Source organism: Cupriavidus sp. UYPR2.512, from assembly GCF_000379565.1.
In the GTDB taxonomy this organism is placed as follows: Bacteria; Pseudomonadota; Gammaproteobacteria; order Burkholderiales; family Burkholderiaceae; genus Cupriavidus.
Genome location: NZ_KB902931.1, coordinates 87,488 through 103,028, shown reverse-complemented (window position 1 = coordinate 103,028; position 15,541 = coordinate 87,488). Strand labels below are relative to the sequence as shown.

The 15,541-nt window shown below is 66.5% G+C and carries 12 protein-coding genes; 10 read left to right on the top strand and 2 right to left on the bottom strand.

The window, feature by feature from the left end:
• The 5 genes from A3A5_RS0112115 to A3A5_RS0112095 all read left to right on the top strand — a co-directional run.
• Window positions 1–801: phosphoglycerate kinase (locus A3A5_RS0112115; protein ID WP_018310839.1), on the top strand; the 801-nt coding region annotated here is incomplete at its 5' end.
• 42 nt (window positions 802–843) lie between these two features.
• Entirely contained in the window at window positions 844–1,881 is a 1,038-nt protein-coding gene (gene fba, locus A3A5_RS0112110) for a class II fructose-bisphosphate aldolase (RefSeq protein WP_018310838.1), read from the top strand.
• Between the two features lie 241 nt (window positions 1,882–2,122).
• A complete protein-coding gene (locus A3A5_RS0112105; protein WP_018310837.1) occupies window positions 2,123–4,396 on the top strand; it encodes an FdhF/YdeP family oxidoreductase in 2,274 nt (757 codons plus the stop codon).
• Window positions 4,397–4,526: 130 nt separating this feature from the next.
• On the top strand, window positions 4,527–7,301 hold the full coding sequence (locus A3A5_RS0112100) for an ATP-dependent Clp protease ATP-binding subunit (protein WP_018310836.1): 2,775 nt from the start codon (window positions 4,527–4,529) through the stop codon (window positions 7,299–7,301).
• A gap of 44 nt (window positions 7,302–7,345) precedes the next feature.
• On the top strand, window positions 7,346–7,543 hold the full coding sequence (locus tag A3A5_RS0112095) for a hypothetical protein (protein ID WP_026200698.1): 198 nt from the start codon (window positions 7,346–7,348) through the stop codon (window positions 7,541–7,543).
• A gap of 60 nt (window positions 7,544–7,603) precedes the next feature.
• On the opposite strand, the gene A3A5_RS0112090 is transcribed toward A3A5_RS0112095, so the two are convergent.
• Window positions 7,604–8,509, bottom strand: coding sequence for an adenylate/guanylate cyclase domain-containing protein (locus tag A3A5_RS0112090; RefSeq protein WP_026200697.1), 906 nt, complete (start codon window positions 8,507–8,509; stop codon window positions 7,604–7,606).
• A 285-nt stretch (window positions 8,510–8,794) separates the two neighbouring features.
• Here A3A5_RS0112090 and A3A5_RS0112085 point away from each other — a divergent pair, with 285 nt between their 5' ends.
• The 5 genes from A3A5_RS0112085 to A3A5_RS0112065 all read left to right on the top strand — a co-directional run bounded on the left by A3A5_RS0112085 (window position 8,795) and on the right by A3A5_RS0112065 (window position 13,937).
• Window positions 8,795–9,565, top strand: a complete 771-nt coding sequence (locus A3A5_RS0112085; protein WP_018310833.1) for a hypothetical protein — start codon at window positions 8,795–8,797, stop codon at window positions 9,563–9,565.
• Window positions 9,562–10,020, top strand: a complete 459-nt coding sequence (locus A3A5_RS0112080; RefSeq protein WP_018310832.1) for a (2Fe-2S)-binding protein — start codon at window positions 9,562–9,564, stop codon at window positions 10,018–10,020. Before A3A5_RS0112085 ends, A3A5_RS0112080 begins: the two co-directional genes overlap by 4 nt.
• A gap of 9 nt (window positions 10,021–10,029) precedes the next feature.
• On the top strand, window positions 10,030–12,204 hold the full coding sequence (locus A3A5_RS0112075; protein ID WP_026200696.1) for a xanthine dehydrogenase family protein molybdopterin-binding subunit: 2,175 nt from the start codon (window positions 10,030–10,032) through the stop codon (window positions 12,202–12,204).
• 139 nt (window positions 12,205–12,343) lie between these two features.
• Window positions 12,344–12,940 carry a hypothetical protein gene (locus A3A5_RS0112070; RefSeq protein ID WP_026200695.1) on the top strand — a complete coding sequence of 199 codons (597 nt, stop codon included), beginning with the start codon at window positions 12,344–12,346 and terminating at the stop codon, window positions 12,938–12,940.
• Between the two features lie 94 nt (window positions 12,941–13,034).
• Window positions 13,035–13,937 carry a LysR substrate-binding domain-containing protein gene (locus A3A5_RS0112065; protein WP_018310829.1) on the top strand — a complete coding sequence of 301 codons (903 nt, stop codon included), beginning with the start codon at window positions 13,035–13,037 and terminating at the stop codon, window positions 13,935–13,937.
• A 15-nt stretch (window positions 13,938–13,952) separates the two neighbouring features.
• Here A3A5_RS0112065 and A3A5_RS0112060 read toward each other — a convergent pair whose 3' ends face one another.
• Window positions 13,953–15,485, bottom strand: coding sequence for a class I adenylate-forming enzyme family protein (locus A3A5_RS0112060; RefSeq protein WP_026200694.1), 1,533 nt, complete (start codon window positions 15,483–15,485; stop codon window positions 13,953–13,955).
• Window positions 15,486–15,541 lie beyond the last annotated feature (56 nt).

The window sequence follows — 15,541 nt, the reverse complement described above, 5'->3', positions numbered from 1 at the left end:
CAGAAGATGGCCAAGCTGTGCGATGTCTACGTCAACGATGCCTTCGGCACCGCCCACCGTGCCGAAGCCACCACGCATGGCATCGCGAAGTACGCCCCGATCGCCTGCGCCGGCCCGCTGCTGGCCGCCGAGATCGACGCGCTGGGCAAGGCGCTGGGCCAGCCGGCGCGCCCGCTGGTGGCCATCGTGGCCGGCTCCAAGGTCTCGACCAAGCTGACCATCCTGAAGTCGCTGGCCGACAAGGTCGACAACCTGGTGGTCGGCGGCGGCATNGCCAATACCTTCATGCTGGCCGCCGGCCTCAAGATCGGCAAGTCGCTGGCCGAAGCCGACCTGGTCGGCGACGCCAGGACCATCATCGACATCATGGCCGCCCGCGGCGCCTCGGTGCCGATCCCGGTCGACGTGGTGTGCGCCAAGGAATTCAGCGCCACCGCCGCGGCCACGGTCAAGGACGTCAAGGACGTGGCCGACGACGACATGATCCTGGACATCGGCCCCAAGACCGCCGCGATGCTGGCAGGGCAACTCAAGGCCGCCGGCACCATCGTCTGGAACGGCCCGGTGGGCGTGTTCGAATTCGACCAGTTCGGCAACGGCACCAGGGTGCTGGCCCAGGCCATCGCTGAATCGAAGGCGTTCTCGATCGCCGGCGGCGGCGACACGCTGGCGGCCATTGCCAAGTACGGCATTGCCGACCGCGTGGGCTATATCTCCACGGGCGGCGGCGCGTTCCTGGAATTCCTGGAAGGCAAGACGCTGCCCGCGCTGGCCGTGCTGGCACAGCGTGCCGCCGCCTGAACCCGACCTCACCGATTCTGCAATCAGTAAAGGAGCTTCATCATGGCACTCATTTCCTTGCGCCAGTTGCTGGACCACGCGGGAGAGTTCGGCTACGGCGTGCCGGCTTTCAACGTCAACAACCTGGAACAGATCCACGCCATCATGGAAGCGGCCGAGGAAACCGACAGCCCGGTCATCCTGCAGGCCTCGGCCGGCGCGCGCAAGTATGCCGGCGAGGCTTACCTGCGCCATATGGTGCTGGCCGCGGCCGAGACCCACCCGGACATCCCCATCGTGCTGCACCAGGACCACGGCTCCAGCCCGGCGATCTGCCAGGCCTCGATCCGCTCCGGCTTCACCAGCGTGATGATGGACGGCTCGCTGCGCGAAGACATGAAGACCCCGTCCGACTACGACTACAACGTCGAGGTCACGCGGCGCGTGTGCGAGATGGCGCATGCGATCGGCGTGTCGGTGGAGGGCGAACTGGGCTGCCTGGGCTCGCTCGAAACCGGCCAGGCTGGCGAAGAGGACGGCGTGGGCGCGCAGGGCACGCTGTCGCACGACATGATGCTGACCGACCCGGCCCAGGCGCGCGACTTTGTCGCCCGCACCGGCGTGGATGCGCTGGCCATTGCCATCGGTACCAGCCACGGCGCCTACAAGTTCTCGCGCAAGCCCACCGGCGACATCCTGGCGATGGACCGCATCCGCGAGATCCATGAGCAGATCCCTGACACCCACCTGGTGATGCACGGCTCCAGCTCGGTGCCGCAGGAATGGCTGGAGATCATCCGCCAGTACGGCGGCGACATCAAGGAGACCTACGGCGTGCCGGTCGAGGAGATCCTGCGCGGCATCAGGATGGGGGTGCGCAAGGTGAATATCGACACGGATATCCGCCTGGCCATGACCGGGGCGATCCGCAAGTCCTTGTCCGACGACCGCAGCGAGTTCGATCCGCGCAAGGCGCTGCTGGCGGCCAAGAAGGGGGCGAGGAGCGTGGTCAAGCTGCGCTTCGAGGCCTTCGGCTGCGCCGGGCAGGCCTCGCGGATCAAGCCGGTGCCGCTGGAGCGGGTGGCGAAGCTCTATTCCTGAGGGGGACATCTGCAGTACCACGCGCCCAGGCACACGCACCCCTCTCCCGCCTGCGGGAGAGGGGTGGGGGAGAGGGCCGGTGCATCCACGAAGTAAAGGCTGTCGGTATGCCAGCGCCAGCCCTCTCCCCCCCGGCTCCTCTCCCGCAAGCGGGCGCGGGGAGCAAACCGGCAGCAGGAGTTGTTCGCGTGACTAACCCCAACGCCGTCACCAGCAACCTGGCGCGGCACAAGGAGCAAACATGGCCAATCGACGCGAAGTGCCTGGTATCAGGAAGTACGACGGTCCCGCCGGCGGCTGGGGTGCGCTGAAGGCAACCGCCACCGCGATCCGGACGCAGATGGATACCGTCAGGGCGCCGATCACCCTGATGCGGACCAACCAGCCCGACGGCTTCGATTGCCCCGGCTGCGCATGGCCCGACAAGGAGCACCGGTCGACCTTCCAGTTCTGCGAGAACGGCGCCAAGGCCGTGACCTGGGAAGCAACGACGAAGCGGGTGCCCCCCGAGTTCTTTGCGGCGAACACGGTGTCGTCGCTGTTGAACCGCACGGACTACGAGCTCGAAGACTTTGGCCGGCTGACGCATCCCCTGGTCTACGACCGCGCCACCGACACCTTCCGCGCGGTCGAGTGGGAGGCCGCGTTCGCGCGCATCGGCGAGATCCTGCGCGGGCTGGCGCCCGACCAGGTCGAGTTCTATACCTCGGGCAGGGCTTCCAACGAGGCCGCTTACCTGTACCAGCTGTTTGCGCGGGAATATGGCACGAACAACTTCCCCGATTGCTCGAACATGTGCCACGAGCCCACCAGCGTGGGCCTGCCGCGCTCGATCGGCATTGGCAAGGGCACGGTGTCGCTGGAAGACTTCGACACGTGCGAGCTGATCATTTCGATCGGCCACAACCCGGGCACCAACCACCCGCGGATGATGGGGACGCTGCATGAGGCATCGCGCCGCAAGGTGCCGATCCTGGTGTTCAACCCGCTGCGCGAACGGGCGCTGGAGCGCTTCGCTGACCCGCAGAACATGGTCGAGATGGCCACCTATGGTTCCACCCGGATTGCGTCGTCCTATTTTCTGGTCCGCGCCGGTGGCGACGCCGCGGCCATCAAGGGGGTGATGAAAGCGCTGCTGGACCTGGAATCCAGCCAGGGCAATGTGCTGGACCACGACTTCATCGCGGTCCACACCGAGGGCTTCGAGGCGCTGGCCGACGATCTGCGCTCGACCGAATGGGCGGATATCGAAAAGACTTGCGGGCTGGCCCGCGCGGACCTGGAGCGGGTGGCGGCGGCCTACGCGAAGTCAAATGCCACCATCGTCACCTACGGCATGGGCGTGACCCAGCACAACGAAGGCACGGCCAATGTCCGCCTGCTGTGCGACCTGCTGATGCTGCGCGGCAACTTCGGCAAGCCCGGCGCCGGTATCTGCCCCTTGCGCGGCCACTCCAATGTTCAGGGGAACCGGACTGTCGGTATCACCGAGAAGCCGTCGGCCGGCTTCCTGCAGCGAATCGAGGACACCTTCGGCTTCAGCCCGCCCGCCGGACACGGGCACGATGCCGTCAACGCGATGCAGGCGATGATCGATGGCAAGTCCAGGGCGCTGTTCTGCCTGGGCGGGAATTTCGCGGTCGCCTTGCCTGATCCCGACCAGTGCTTCCCCGCCATGGGCAAGCTCGACCTGAGCGTGCATGTCGGGACCAAGCTCAATCGCACCCACCTGCTGGTGGCCAGGGAGACCTATGTGCTGCCCTGCCTGGGCCGCACCGAACTGGATGTGCAGGAGACCGGGCCGCAATCGGTGACGGTGGAGGATTCGATGTCGATGGTGCATGCCTCGGCCGGCAAGCTGGCGCCGGCGTCCGGGTTCCTGCGCTCCGAGCCGGCCATCGTGGCGGGCATTGCCACCGCGACCCTGCCTGACAGCAAGGTGCCATGGCTGGAGCTGGTTGCCGACTACGACAGGATCCGCGACCTGATCGAGAAGACGGTGCCCGGCTTTGAGGATTTCAACACGCGCGTGCGGATTCCCGGCGGATTCCGCATGCCCTTGCCGCCGACCGAGCGCAAATGGGAAACGCCGTCGGGCAAGGCCGAGTTCTACGTGTTCAAAGGGCTGCACGAAGACAAGGAAGTCCTTGCCGACGATGTCCTGCGGCTGGTGACCATCCGCAGCCATGACCAGTACAACACCACCATCTATGCCATGGACGATCGCTACCGGGGCGTGTTCGGGCGGCGCGACGTACTGTTCATGAATGAGGCCGACCTGGCCGCGCGCGGCCTGGAGCATGGCGACCTGGTCGACATCGAGACCATCGCAGCGGGCCGGCAGCTGCGTTTCGAAAAGCTCACTGCGATCGAATATGAGATCTCGCCCGGCTCGGTCGCCGCCTACTATCCGGAAGCCAACAAGCTGGTGCCGCTCGACTATATCGACGAGGACAGCGGCACCCCGTCCTACAAGTCAGTGCCCGTGCGCGTGGTGCGTTCGGAGGTGACGTAATGGCAGGCCGGCCCACCATCACGTAAGCGCGGCTCATGCCCGCTTTTCTGCGCCGCTGCGGCGCGGCCCTGCCCGCGCGCAACGGCCCTCTGTTGAAGCAATGCGACCTACCTGTGGAGGAAAGTCCATCATGCCGACCCTATGCGAAATCTGCAACGCACGTCCCGCTGTGGCGCGGGTGACCGTGGTTCAGGACGGCGAGCGCAAGACGATGTCGATCTGCGACTACGACTACCGGCAGCTGCTGCGCCACCAGGACATGCTCAACCCGTTCGATTCCCTGCTGGGTGGCGGCGGCCTGTCCCGCTTCTTCCGGGGAATGGGAGGCGGGATGGATGATGACGAGCATCCCGGATTCTCCACCGAAGTGCCGCGCGAATCCGTCGATCCCACTGATGCCTTCAGCGAGCAGACCATGGAGCTGCTGCAGCGCGCCGCGGAGAAGGCCCACGAGTTGCGGCGCAATGAACTCGACACCGAGCATCTGCTCTACGTGCTCGCCGATACCGATGTCTGCACGGCGCTGCTCAAGGAGCTCAAGCTCTCCCCGCAGGATATCAAGGGATATATCGACGAGCACGCGCAGACCGGCAGCGCCGGGCCCGACGCGGCCATCGACCGGATGACGATCTCGCCGCGGCTGAAGAAGGCCTTCCAGCATGCCTTCCAGGCCTCGCGCGACCTGGGGCATTCCTATGTTGGCCCCGAGCATCTGCTGATCGGCCTGGCCTCAGTGCCGGACAGTATCGCCGGGACGCTGCTCAAGAAGTATGGCGTCACCCCCGAGGCGCTGCGCCAGAAGGTGGTGAAGGTGGTCGGCAAGGGCGCCGAGGATGGCCGCGTCGACACGCCGACCGGCACGCCCACGCTGGACAAGTTCGGGCGCGACCTGACCGCGATTGCGCGGCAGGGCAAGCTCGATCCGGTGCTGGGCCGTGCGCAGGAGATCGAGAGCACGATCGAAGTGCTGGCGCGGCGCAAGAAGAATAACCCGGTGCTGATCGGCGAGCCGGGCGTGGGCAAGACCGCCATCGTGGAAGGCCTGGCGCAGCGCATCGTCAATGGCGATGTGCCGGAGGTGCTGCGCGGCAAGCGCCTGGTTGAGGTGAATATCAACTCGATGGTCGCCGGGGCCAAGTACCGCGGCGAGTTCGAGGAGCGTGCCAAGCAGCTGATTGACGAGGTGAGCGCCAAGAACGACGAGCTGATCCTGTTTATCGATGAACTGCACACCATTGTCGGCGCGGGGCAGGGCGGCGGCGAGGGCGGCCTCGATATCGCCAACGTGCTCAAGCCCGCGCTGGCGCGCGGGGAACTGAGCCTGATCGGCGCCACCACGCTGAACGAATACCAGAAGTACATCGAGAAAGACGCGGCGCTGGAGCGGCGCTTCCAGCCGGTGCTGGTGCCGGAGCCAACCGTCGAGCAGACCATCGTCATCCTGCGCGGCCTGCGCGACAAGCTGGAGGCGCACCACCAGGTCACGTTCGCCGACGATGCCTTTGTGGCCGCGGCGGAACTGTCGGACCGCTACATCGCCTCGCGCTTCCTGCCGGACAAGGCCATCGACCTGATCGACCAGGCCGCCGCGCGCGTGCGCATCGGCGCCACCTCGCGTCCCGCGGATATCCAGGAACTGGAGGCCGAGATCGGCCAGCTCAAGCGCGAGCAGGACTATGCGTCGTCGCGCAAGCGCTTTGACGAGGCCAAGGGCTTCGAGGACCGCATCAATGACAAGCAGAAGCGGCTTGATGCGCTGACCGAGGCCTGGCAGCGCAAGACGGGGTCGGAGACCCTGGAGGTGACGGCTGCGGCCATTGCCGAAGTGGTGTCGCGCCTGACCGGCATCCCGGTGACCGACCTGACCCAGGAAGAGCGCCAGAAGCTGCTGAAGATGGAAGAGCGGCTGCGCGAGCGCGTGGTGGGGCAGCACGACGCGGTGGTCGCGGTCAGCGACGCGGTGCGCTTGTCGCGTGCCGGTCTGGGGCAGGCCAACCGCCCGATCGCGACCTTCCTCTTCCTCGGGCCGACCGGGGTCGGCAAGACCGAGCTGGCCAAGGCCCTGGCGGAAACTGTGTTCGGCGACGAGCAGGCCATCATCCGCATCGACATGTCCGAGTACATGGAGCGCCATGCGGTGGCCCGGCTGATCGGCGCGCCCCCGGGCTATGTCGGCTACGACGAAGGCGGGCAGCTGACCGAGCGCGTGCGGCGCAAGCCCTATAGCGTGATTCTGCTGGATGAGATCGAGAAGGCCCACCCTGACGTGAACAACGTTCTGCTACAGGTCTTCGACGATGGCCGCTTGACCGACGGCAAGGGCCGCGTGGTGGACTTCAGCAACACCGTCATCATCGCCACCAGCAACCTGGGCGCGCCGATCATCATGGATAACCTGGAGCAGCCCGAGGACAAGCGCATGTCCGAGAAGGACTTGCGCGAGGCGCTGATGAAGGTGCTGAAGGGACACTTCCGGCCCGAGTTCCTGAACCGCATCGACGACATCATCGTGTTCCATGCGCTGTCGCGCGAGAACATCCGCGCGATCGTGCAGATCCAGCTGGAGCGCGTGGTGCGCACCGCCGCCGCGCAGGACATCACGGTCAGGCTCGACGATGACCTGGTCGATCACCTGGTCGAGGTGGGATACCAGCCTGAGTTCGGTGCGCGGGAGCTGCGGCGCCAGATCCGCCAGTCTGTCGAGACCGGGCTGGCCAAGGAGATCCTCGGCGACAAGCTGAAATCCGGCGACAGCGTCGAGCTTGGCTACGACAAGGCAAGCGAAGAAGTAATCTTCAGGAAAGTGGAGGCAGTGCGCAAGCCGAAGGCGGGCAAAGCTGCCGCCACGGGCGCTGCACCCAAAAAGGCGGATAGCACCATCGCTGCAGGAGACTCCGGCGCTTGAGCGCACGAGCCAGGCAAATCAGGATTTTCGTGGGAGATTCGCAAATGCAGGAGTACGACTTTTACATCAATCTGCTGAAACCGACGCTGGGACTCTATGTGCGCAAGGGGGCAGGACTTCAGGACCTCGCCGACGCAAAGGAGTGGCAACTTGAAGGGACGGTCCCGGAGAACGCGTTGCCACCCGGAATGTTGAAGGGGCTGGAAGCCAACGGGCACGCCTTTCAGGAGCTGGGAGGGTAAACAGCCACGCGCGGCCGCGACCTGTTCCGATTGGTTGCGGCCGCACGGTTCCTGCCGGCATCACTTCTCGTCGACAAAGAACTCGATACCCTCGTCGATGCATTCTTTCGGCTGGGCAAAGGTGATCCAGCCATGACCCCTGAGCGTGATTTCATCCCGGCGCAGGATGAGGGCGTTTTCGCCATCGATCTTCACGTGGGTGCCGTTCGAGCTTCTGTCGATCAGGACAAAGCGGCCGCCGCGCGGCTCCACCGTGGCCTGGAATCTCGACACCTGCCGGTCGGTGACAACAATGCTCATGGTCGTGTCCCGGCCGATGGTGACAGGCGGCGAGGCGGTGTTCATTTCGAAGACGGTTCCCCGATACCGTAGCGAGAGCAATGCCGAACGGGCCAGTGCAAGATCCACCGGGGCCACCAGGGTCAGGTCAATGCTCTGCTGCCAGATTGCTTCGTACAGCTCGATCATCTGGTTCTTGCCGCGCACCTGTATGGGATACAGGTAACGTGTCATCTGGCGCAGCCCTGCGGACAGTTGCTCCACCGCGTTCTTGCTGGTGATGATCTGGCCTCTCGATGCCAGGCTGGCCAGTCGGGCGGCAAGGTTCACGGTGTCGCCGAACAGGTCGCCGGATTCGTCGGACAGGATCGGACCATGGTGAAAGCCGATATGGATCGCCAGCGGAGCGCCGATGATCGGCGGCAGCCCGGCGACGGCCTCCTGCATGTCCAGTGCCGCCCGCATCGCATTTTCCGCGTCAGGAAACAGCACCATGATTTCGTCACCGATGGTTTTGACCACCCGGCCTTGCGCGGCGGCGGAGTGGGACTTCATCAGCGCGAGGCACTGGCGGATTGCGCCAAGAGCCACCGCATCGCCGGCCTGCTCGTAGAGTCTGGTGCTGTCGCAGACGTCCGCGAACATCACCGATCCATCAGACGCGTCTTGTCGCGAATCTTGGTCCATATGCATCACAGGCCGTTTGGTCGGAGCGCGCCAAGCCTTCGATCGGCAGTGCGCTTCGTCTGCATGATAGAACTTCATTGCGACATTGCAGCGCTGGCGACCCCCTTGAAAAAGTGCTGTTTGCCGATCAGGCACCACAACCTCTGCAGCGAGCGGGAGAGCGAGTACCCAAGTTGAGCGTGCCGGAGCGGGAACGCGCGCCCGCGCCGATTCCGTTTCGTCTTGCCAAGGATCGCATCAGGCACTACAACGATCAAGCACGTCGACGACGGTGAAGGAGGCCCCATGAAGCATGACGCCCGCAACCCACTCGTCGCTGCCATGCGCCAGTTTTTAGCGGGGTCTGTCCTGACGCTTCCGGCGCTTGCTTTTGCTGCCGGGCCCGGCGGATCCTTCCAGCCAACGCAGGTTTCCGCCACACCGGACCGCAACGCCGGGCTGCAAGCCTTCGCGCAGATCGAACGGGTGCTGCTGCATGCCCGCTGCCTGAATTGCCACGTGCCGGACGGCCCGCTGCAGGGCGATGCGAAACGGGTGCACTTTCCACCGGTGCAGCGTGGCGTCGACGGCAAGGGCGTGCCGCCGCTGCAATGCGCCACCTGCCATGCCACCCAGAACAGTCCGCTCGCGCATGCGCCGCCCGGGCTCGATACTGACGGCCAGCCGGGCTGGCACATGCCGCCGGCGAAGATGAAGATGTCATGGCTGGGCCTGTCCGGGCCGGCGCTGTGCAAGGTCTTGCGCGACACCAGGAGCAACGGCGGCCGGTCGCTGGCGATGCTCGAAGAACACATGGCGACCGACCATCTGGTGGCATGGGGCTGGCAGCCAGGGCCAGGGCGTGAATTGCCGCCGCTGGACAAACCTGCGTTCGACGAACAGGTGCGCCAGTGGATACGCAACGGCGCGCCGTGCGATACGCGCGAGCCGTTGCGCACCGCTGCCGGGCCCACGCGCGCCGCAGCCGATGAAGCATTCCTGCAGAACCTGCGCGCCATCGCCGGATCGGGCGCCTTGACCCCGTCCAAGGACACGAGCAGCGGGAGCCAGCCATGATCTCCTTTCAACTGAACGGCAAGACCCAGCAGGTCGACGTGCCCGGCGACACGCCGGTGCTGTGGGTATTGCGCGACACGCTGGGCCTGACCGGCACCAAGTTCGGCTGCGGCATCGCCGTATGCGGCGCGTGCACGGTGCATGTCGACGGCCAGCAGCGCCGCGCGTGCGTGACGCCGGTGTCCTCCATCGCCGGCCGGCAGCTCACCACGATCGAGGGCATCGGCGAAGACCCGGTGGGGCGGGCAGTCGAAGAGGCCTGGGTGCGCAACGACGTCACGCAGTGCGGCTATTGCCAGAGTGGCCAGGTCATGTCGGCGGTGGCGCTGCTCAAGGTCAACCGGCGCCCGACCGATGCCGACATCGACCAGGCCATGAGCGCCAACCTGTGCCGCTGCGGCACCTACGCGCGTATCCATGCCGCGGTCAAGGATGCAGCCAAGGCTATCGGCTGAGGAGATGCCATGAGACTCATGCAGCAGGCAAGCGGCGGCATCGACCGGCGGACCTTCCTGAAACTGAGCGTCGGCTCAGGCTTCGCGCTTTGTGCCGTTCCGCTTGGCGCGCAGACGGATGCGGCCGCGCAGCCCAAGGCGCCGGTGCAGCCGTCGGCCTTCGTCAGTATCGATGCCGACGGCACGGTGATGGTCACGATCGGCAAGCTTGAATTCGGGCAGGGCGTGCAGACGGCGCTGCCGATGCTGGTGGCCGAGGAACTGGATGCGGACTGGAGCAAGGTGCGCTGCCAGCTGGCCCCGGCCGGCGAGGCCTATAAGGATCCGGTGTTCCATATCCAGATGGTCGGTGGCTCGACCAGCATGAAGAACTCGTGGACGCAGTATCGCGAGGTCGGCGCGCGCATGCGCGCAATGCTGCTCGGGGCGGCCGCCAGGCGCTTCGGGGTGCCGGCCGGGCAACTGAAGGCCGAGGCCGGCGTGGTGACCGCGCCCGACGGCCGCCGGGCCACGTACGGCGAACTGGCAGCCGCGGCCCTGGCCGAGCCGGTGCCCGCGAGCGTGCAGCTGAAGTCGCCGCAGCAGTTCAGGCTGATCGGCAAGCCCACCGGCCGGCTCGATGCGCGCGACAAATCCACCGGCAGGCAGCAGTTCGGCATCGACCTGGCGCTGCCCGGCACGCGCACCGTGGTCATGGTGCATCCGCCGGTGTTCGGCGCCAGGGTCACCCGCTTCGACGCCGCGCGCGCCAAGGCCATCGCCGGCGTGGAAGAGGTCTACCAGGTGCCGCTGGTCGGCGGCGCGGCCGGGTTGGCGATCGTGGCCAATGGCTTCTGGCCGGCGCGTACGGCGCGCGAGGTGCTGCAGGTGGAATGGGATACCAGCGGTGTCGAGAAGCCGGATAGCGATGCACTGCTGGCGCGCTACCGCGAACTGGCGGCCCGGCCCGGCGTGCAGGCCAGGACGGCAGACACTTCGGCGCTTGCCACCGCGCCACACAAGCTCACCGCCGAGTATGTCTTCCCGTACCTGGCGCACACGCCGATGGAGCCGCTCAACTGCACCATCGACTTTCGCGGCAACCAATGCACGGTCTGGGCCGGCTCGCAGTTCCAGACCGTCGACCAGGCCAACGTCGCGGCCGTGCTCGGCCTGAAGCCGGAACAGGTGACGTTCAACACCATGATGGCCGGCGGCGGCTTCGGCCGGCGTGCCGTGCCCACGTCCGACTACCTGTTCGAGGCCGCGCAGGTGGCCAAGGCGCGCTATGCGGCCGGCCGCCGGGAGCCGGTCAAGATGATCTGGACGCGCGAAGACGACGTGCGCGGCGGTTATTACCGCCCGATGCACCTGCACCGCGTTGAGATCGGCCACGACGGCAAGGGCAGGGTGCTGGCCTGGAAGCACGTCATCGTCGGCCAGTCCATTACCGGCGGTACCCCGTTCGAGTCATTCACCGTGAAGAACGGGGTCGACTCGACCATGGTCGAGGGTGTGAACGACAGTGCCTATCCGTTCCCGATCGCGCTCGAGATCCATCATCCCAAGGTCAACGTGCCTGTGCTGTGGTGGCGCTCGGTGGGGCACACGCACACGGCTTACGTCATGGAGACCCTGGTCGATGAACTGGCGCGCGCGGGCGGGCTCGATCCCGTGGCCTACCGCCGCATGCTGCTGCGTGAGCACAAGCGTCACCTGGCGGCACTGGACCTGGCGGTCGAGCGCTCCGGCTATGGCAAGCGGCGCCTCGCGGCCGGGCGTGCCTGGGGGGTGGCGGTGCATGAATCGTTCGATACCGTGGTCGCGTACATCGTCGAGGCCTCGATGCGCGGCAACCAGCCGGTGGTGCACCGGGTGACCGCGGCCGTCCACTGCAACATGCCGATCAACCCGCGCACGGTCGAGGCGCAGGTCCAGGGCGGCCTGATGATGGGGCTGGGCACCACCCTGCCCGGCGCGCAGATCACGCTGAAGGATGGCGTGGTCCAGCAAGCCAACTGGAACGACTACCGGCTGGCCACCCATGCGGACCTGCCGCCGCAGATCGCGGTGCATATCGTGCCATCGGCCGACCCGCCGACCGGCATTGGCGAGACCGCGGTGCCGCCGATCGCGCCGGCACTGGCGAATGCCGTCGCGGCCCTTACTGGCAAGCGGCATCGCAGCCTGCCGTTCACCGCGTGATCTGCGTTAGTCCTGCAGTCGGCGGGTTCGCTCCCTCCCGCATGCGGCGGCGGTGAACGGTGCATTCGGAAATGGCAGAGGCGGCTGATCCGATTAGCGGCGATCATGCAGTCTGATCCTGTCCGCTTCCCGAGCCACCATGCACGCCCATCTGCAGTCCCACATGCACGTCAGCCTGCAGCAGTTGTTGCTGGCCTTCCCGCTGTCGGTCTCGGCCGCCCACGGCAGGCTGGTGCTCAGGCGGCGCGGCTATGAGCGCCTGCTGCTGCCGGGCCAGCAACTCACCATCGAACCGTTTGAAGCCTTTGCGCTGCACCTGGATGGCAGCAGCACTCAGCCGGCCGCGTGCACCCTTGAGATCCGGCACATGATCCCCGCGGCGCAACAGGAATGCCTGCACCACCGCATCTGCAAGCGGGTCTTCCTGCAACCCCATTACGCCTGGAATGCTGCCTTTATCGCGGAACGGCTGGGCATGTCCACGGCGCAGCTGCGCCGCATGCTGTTTTCGCAGGGCACGGCGCTGACCGACCTGTGCCGCACGCAACGGCTGATGCGGCTGCTGTTCGAGGTCATGGCCGGCGACGCCGGCATTGGCGAGGCCCGGCGGATGGTCGGATGGCCCGCCAACAGTGATCTGGACTGCGCTTTCTACGACCGCTTCGGATTATCGATGGAGACTGCCAGGCGCTTGGCGGTGGTGCGCGCAGCGCAGCGGCAGCGCTCGGTCGCCTGACAGGGTGGGCGGTAGAACGGCTCATGAAGCCGGCCGGGTGTACTGCGCGCCTCGCTTTGCGAGATAATCCGGCCCTACGCTGCGGAATGATGTCATGCGCTTTGATCTGGTCGACCTGAAACTGTTCACGCATATTGCGGAGGCCCAGAGCCTGACCGGCGGTGCACAACGCTCACACCTGTCGCTGGCCGCGGCCAGCACGCGCATCAAGAACCTCGAGGAGCACGTCGGCGTCAAGCTGCTGAGCCGCAGCAGCCAGGGCGTGAAGGTGACCGGGGCGGGGGAGACCCTGCTCGCCCACGCGCGCCGCGTGCTGCGCCAGCTGGAGCAACTGAGCGGCGATCTGCAGGAATACGCGGCGGGCGTGAAGGGCCATGTGCGCGTCTTCGCCAACACCACCGCGATGAGCGAGTTCCTGCCGGCGGTGCTGCGCAGCTATCTCGTCAGCCATCCGGACGTGACCATCGACATGCACGAGCGCCTGAGCCCGGATATCGTGCGCGCGGTGCAGGAGGGCATGGTGGACATCGGCATCATTGCCGGCAACGTGCGCACGGAAGGGCTGGAAGTGATGCCATACCGGCGCGACCGCCTGGTGCTGGCCACCGCGCTGAGCCATCCGCTGGCCGAGCGCGGCAGCGTGGATTTTATCGATACGCTGGATTACGACTTCATCGGCTTGCCTGAGGCCAGCGCGATCCACAATTTCCTGTTGCGCGCCGCGACCGACCTGCAGCGCACGCTGCGCTGGCGCGTGCAGGTCAGCAACTTCGAGACCGCCTGCCGGATGATCGAGGCCAATGTCGGCGTCGGCGTGTTGCCGGAGACTACCGCCAGCCGCCATGCGAAGACGATGGCGCTGCGCATCGTCCAGCTCAACGATGAATGGGCCGAGCGCAAGCTGCAGGTATGCGTGGCCGACCTCGACGCCTTGCCGCTGTTTGCGCGCAAGCTGGTGGACCTGCTGGTCGAGGACGGCCTCGGGCGCCAGGACTGAGGGCGGCCGGCGGCCCTAGTTCTTGTCCGCCAGCATCTGCCGCAGCTGGTGCTTCAGCAGCTTGCCGCTGGCCGTGGTGGGGATCGAGGCCACGCGCAGGATCCGCGCCGGGCGCTTGTACGGCGACAGGCGGTCTACCAGATAGTCGTGCAGCGCCGGCGCATCGAATTTCTCGCCATCCCTGATTTCGACGAAGGCGATCACTTCTTCGTTGCCGTCCGCGGTGGGCTGCCCGATGACGGCCGATACGCGCACGGACGGATGCGTGTTGATGACCGATTCGACTTCGATCGGGTAGACATTGAAGCCCGAGCGGATGATCAGGTCCTTGGTGCGGCCGACGATGAACAGCGCGCCGTCGGGATCCAGCCGGCCGATGTCGCCGGTGCTGAGCCAGCCGTCGGGCCGCAGGGCCTCGGCGGTCAGGTCCGGTGCGCGGTAGTAGCCGCGCATCACACCGGGCCCTCTGATCCATAGCTCGCCGGGTTCCCCCTGCGGCACCGGCTTGCCCTGCGGCCCGACTACCCGCAGTTCTGCGCCTTCGACGATCTCGCCCGCCGAGCAGTCGGTGCGCGGCCGGTCCATGCGGGTCACGAACAGCGACCCCGCATATTCGGTCATGCCGTAGCCATGGTGGAGCGGCTGGCCAAACATCGCCTCGACGTCGTGCTTGAGCGTCGGATCGATCGGCCCGCCGCCGGTGTAGAGATAGCGCAGCCGCGGCGAAGGCTGCAGGGGCATGGCCGTTGCCCGCACATGGGCGACGATGCGGTTGAACATCGTTGGCACGCCCTGCAGCAGCGTGATCGCACCCTGCCGGATCGCGGCGGTGACGTCCGCGGCATGGAAGCGGGCACTCAGGTACAGGCTGGCGCCGGCCTGCAGGGTCGAAACCAGCAGCGTCCCCAGCCCGAAGACATGCGACATAGGCATGACCGCATAGGCGCAGTCGTCTGCCTGCATACGGCGCGACGCCACCGTGACGCGCGCAAAGTGCAGCAAGCCCCGGTGGGTGACCATCACGCCCTTGGGCTGTCCGGTGGTGCCTGAGGTGTAGATCAACGCGGCGACGTCACGCGCCAGCGCTTCAGGCTCGCGCTCGCCGGCCTCGTCGACCGCGCCTGCCATCAGCGGGCCGAGGCCGGCCGGGGCAATCTCCCTGGCCCGGTAGCGCACGCCGTGGCGCAGGGCATCGGGCGACACAGCGTGGGTGAACAGCATCAGGCGCGGCTGGCAGTGGGCGCGGATCACCTCGATTTCCCGCTCCGACAGGCGGGCGTTGACGACGACCGGCCATGCGCCCAGTTCCGACAAGGCGAACACCAGCGTGATCACCGCCAGGCAGTTCTCGGCCGTGATCAGCACCCGATCGCCGGTGCCGACGCCCTGCGCTTGCAGATAGCGCTGCGCATCCTCGATGCCCGCCCACAGCTGCGCATAGGTGGTGGTCCGGCCTTCCTCGAACACGGCCACATGGCCGGGTGTCTGGGCGGCCCAGTGGCGTGGGATGTCGCTGATCCGTGGTGGGGTGTCTCGGTCCGGTGGCATCTCGCGGGAATCCTTGTGCTGGAAAAACCGTTCGGCAAGGCGGCGTGCCAGCCGAA

Coding starts and splice junctions, on each gene's coding strand:
- A3A5_RS0112075 (WP_026200696.1), top strand. CDS start 10,030: ATGAGACTCATGCAGCAGGCAAGCGGCGGCATCGACCGGCGGACCTTC.
- A3A5_RS0112100 (WP_018310836.1), top strand. CDS start 4,527: ATGCCGACCCTATGCGAAATCTGCAACGCACGTCCCGCTGTGGCGCGG.
- A3A5_RS0112080 (WP_018310832.1), top strand. CDS start 9,562: ATGATCTCCTTTCAACTGAACGGCAAGACCCAGCAGGTCGACGTGCCC.
- fba (WP_018310838.1), top strand. CDS start 844: ATGGCACTCATTTCCTTGCGCCAGTTGCTGGACCACGCGGGAGAGTTC.
- A3A5_RS0112105 (WP_018310837.1), top strand. CDS start 2,123: ATGGCCAATCGACGCGAAGTGCCTGGTATCAGGAAGTACGACGGTCCC.
- A3A5_RS0112065 (WP_018310829.1), top strand. CDS start 13,035: ATGCGCTTTGATCTGGTCGACCTGAAACTGTTCACGCATATTGCGGAG.
- A3A5_RS0112070 (WP_026200695.1), top strand. CDS start 12,344: ATGCACGCCCATCTGCAGTCCCACATGCACGTCAGCCTGCAGCAGTTG.
- A3A5_RS0112090 (WP_026200697.1), bottom strand. CDS start 8,509: ATGGACCAAGATTCGCGACAAGACGCGTCTGATGGATCGGTGATGTTC.
- A3A5_RS0112095 (WP_026200698.1), top strand. CDS start 7,346: ATGCAGGAGTACGACTTTTACATCAATCTGCTGAAACCGACGCTGGGA.
- A3A5_RS0112060 (WP_026200694.1), bottom strand. CDS start 15,485: ATGCCACCGGACCGAGACACCCCACCACGGATCAGCGACATCCCACGC.
- A3A5_RS0112085 (WP_018310833.1), top strand. CDS start 8,795: ATGAAGCATGACGCCCGCAACCCACTCGTCGCTGCCATGCGCCAGTTT.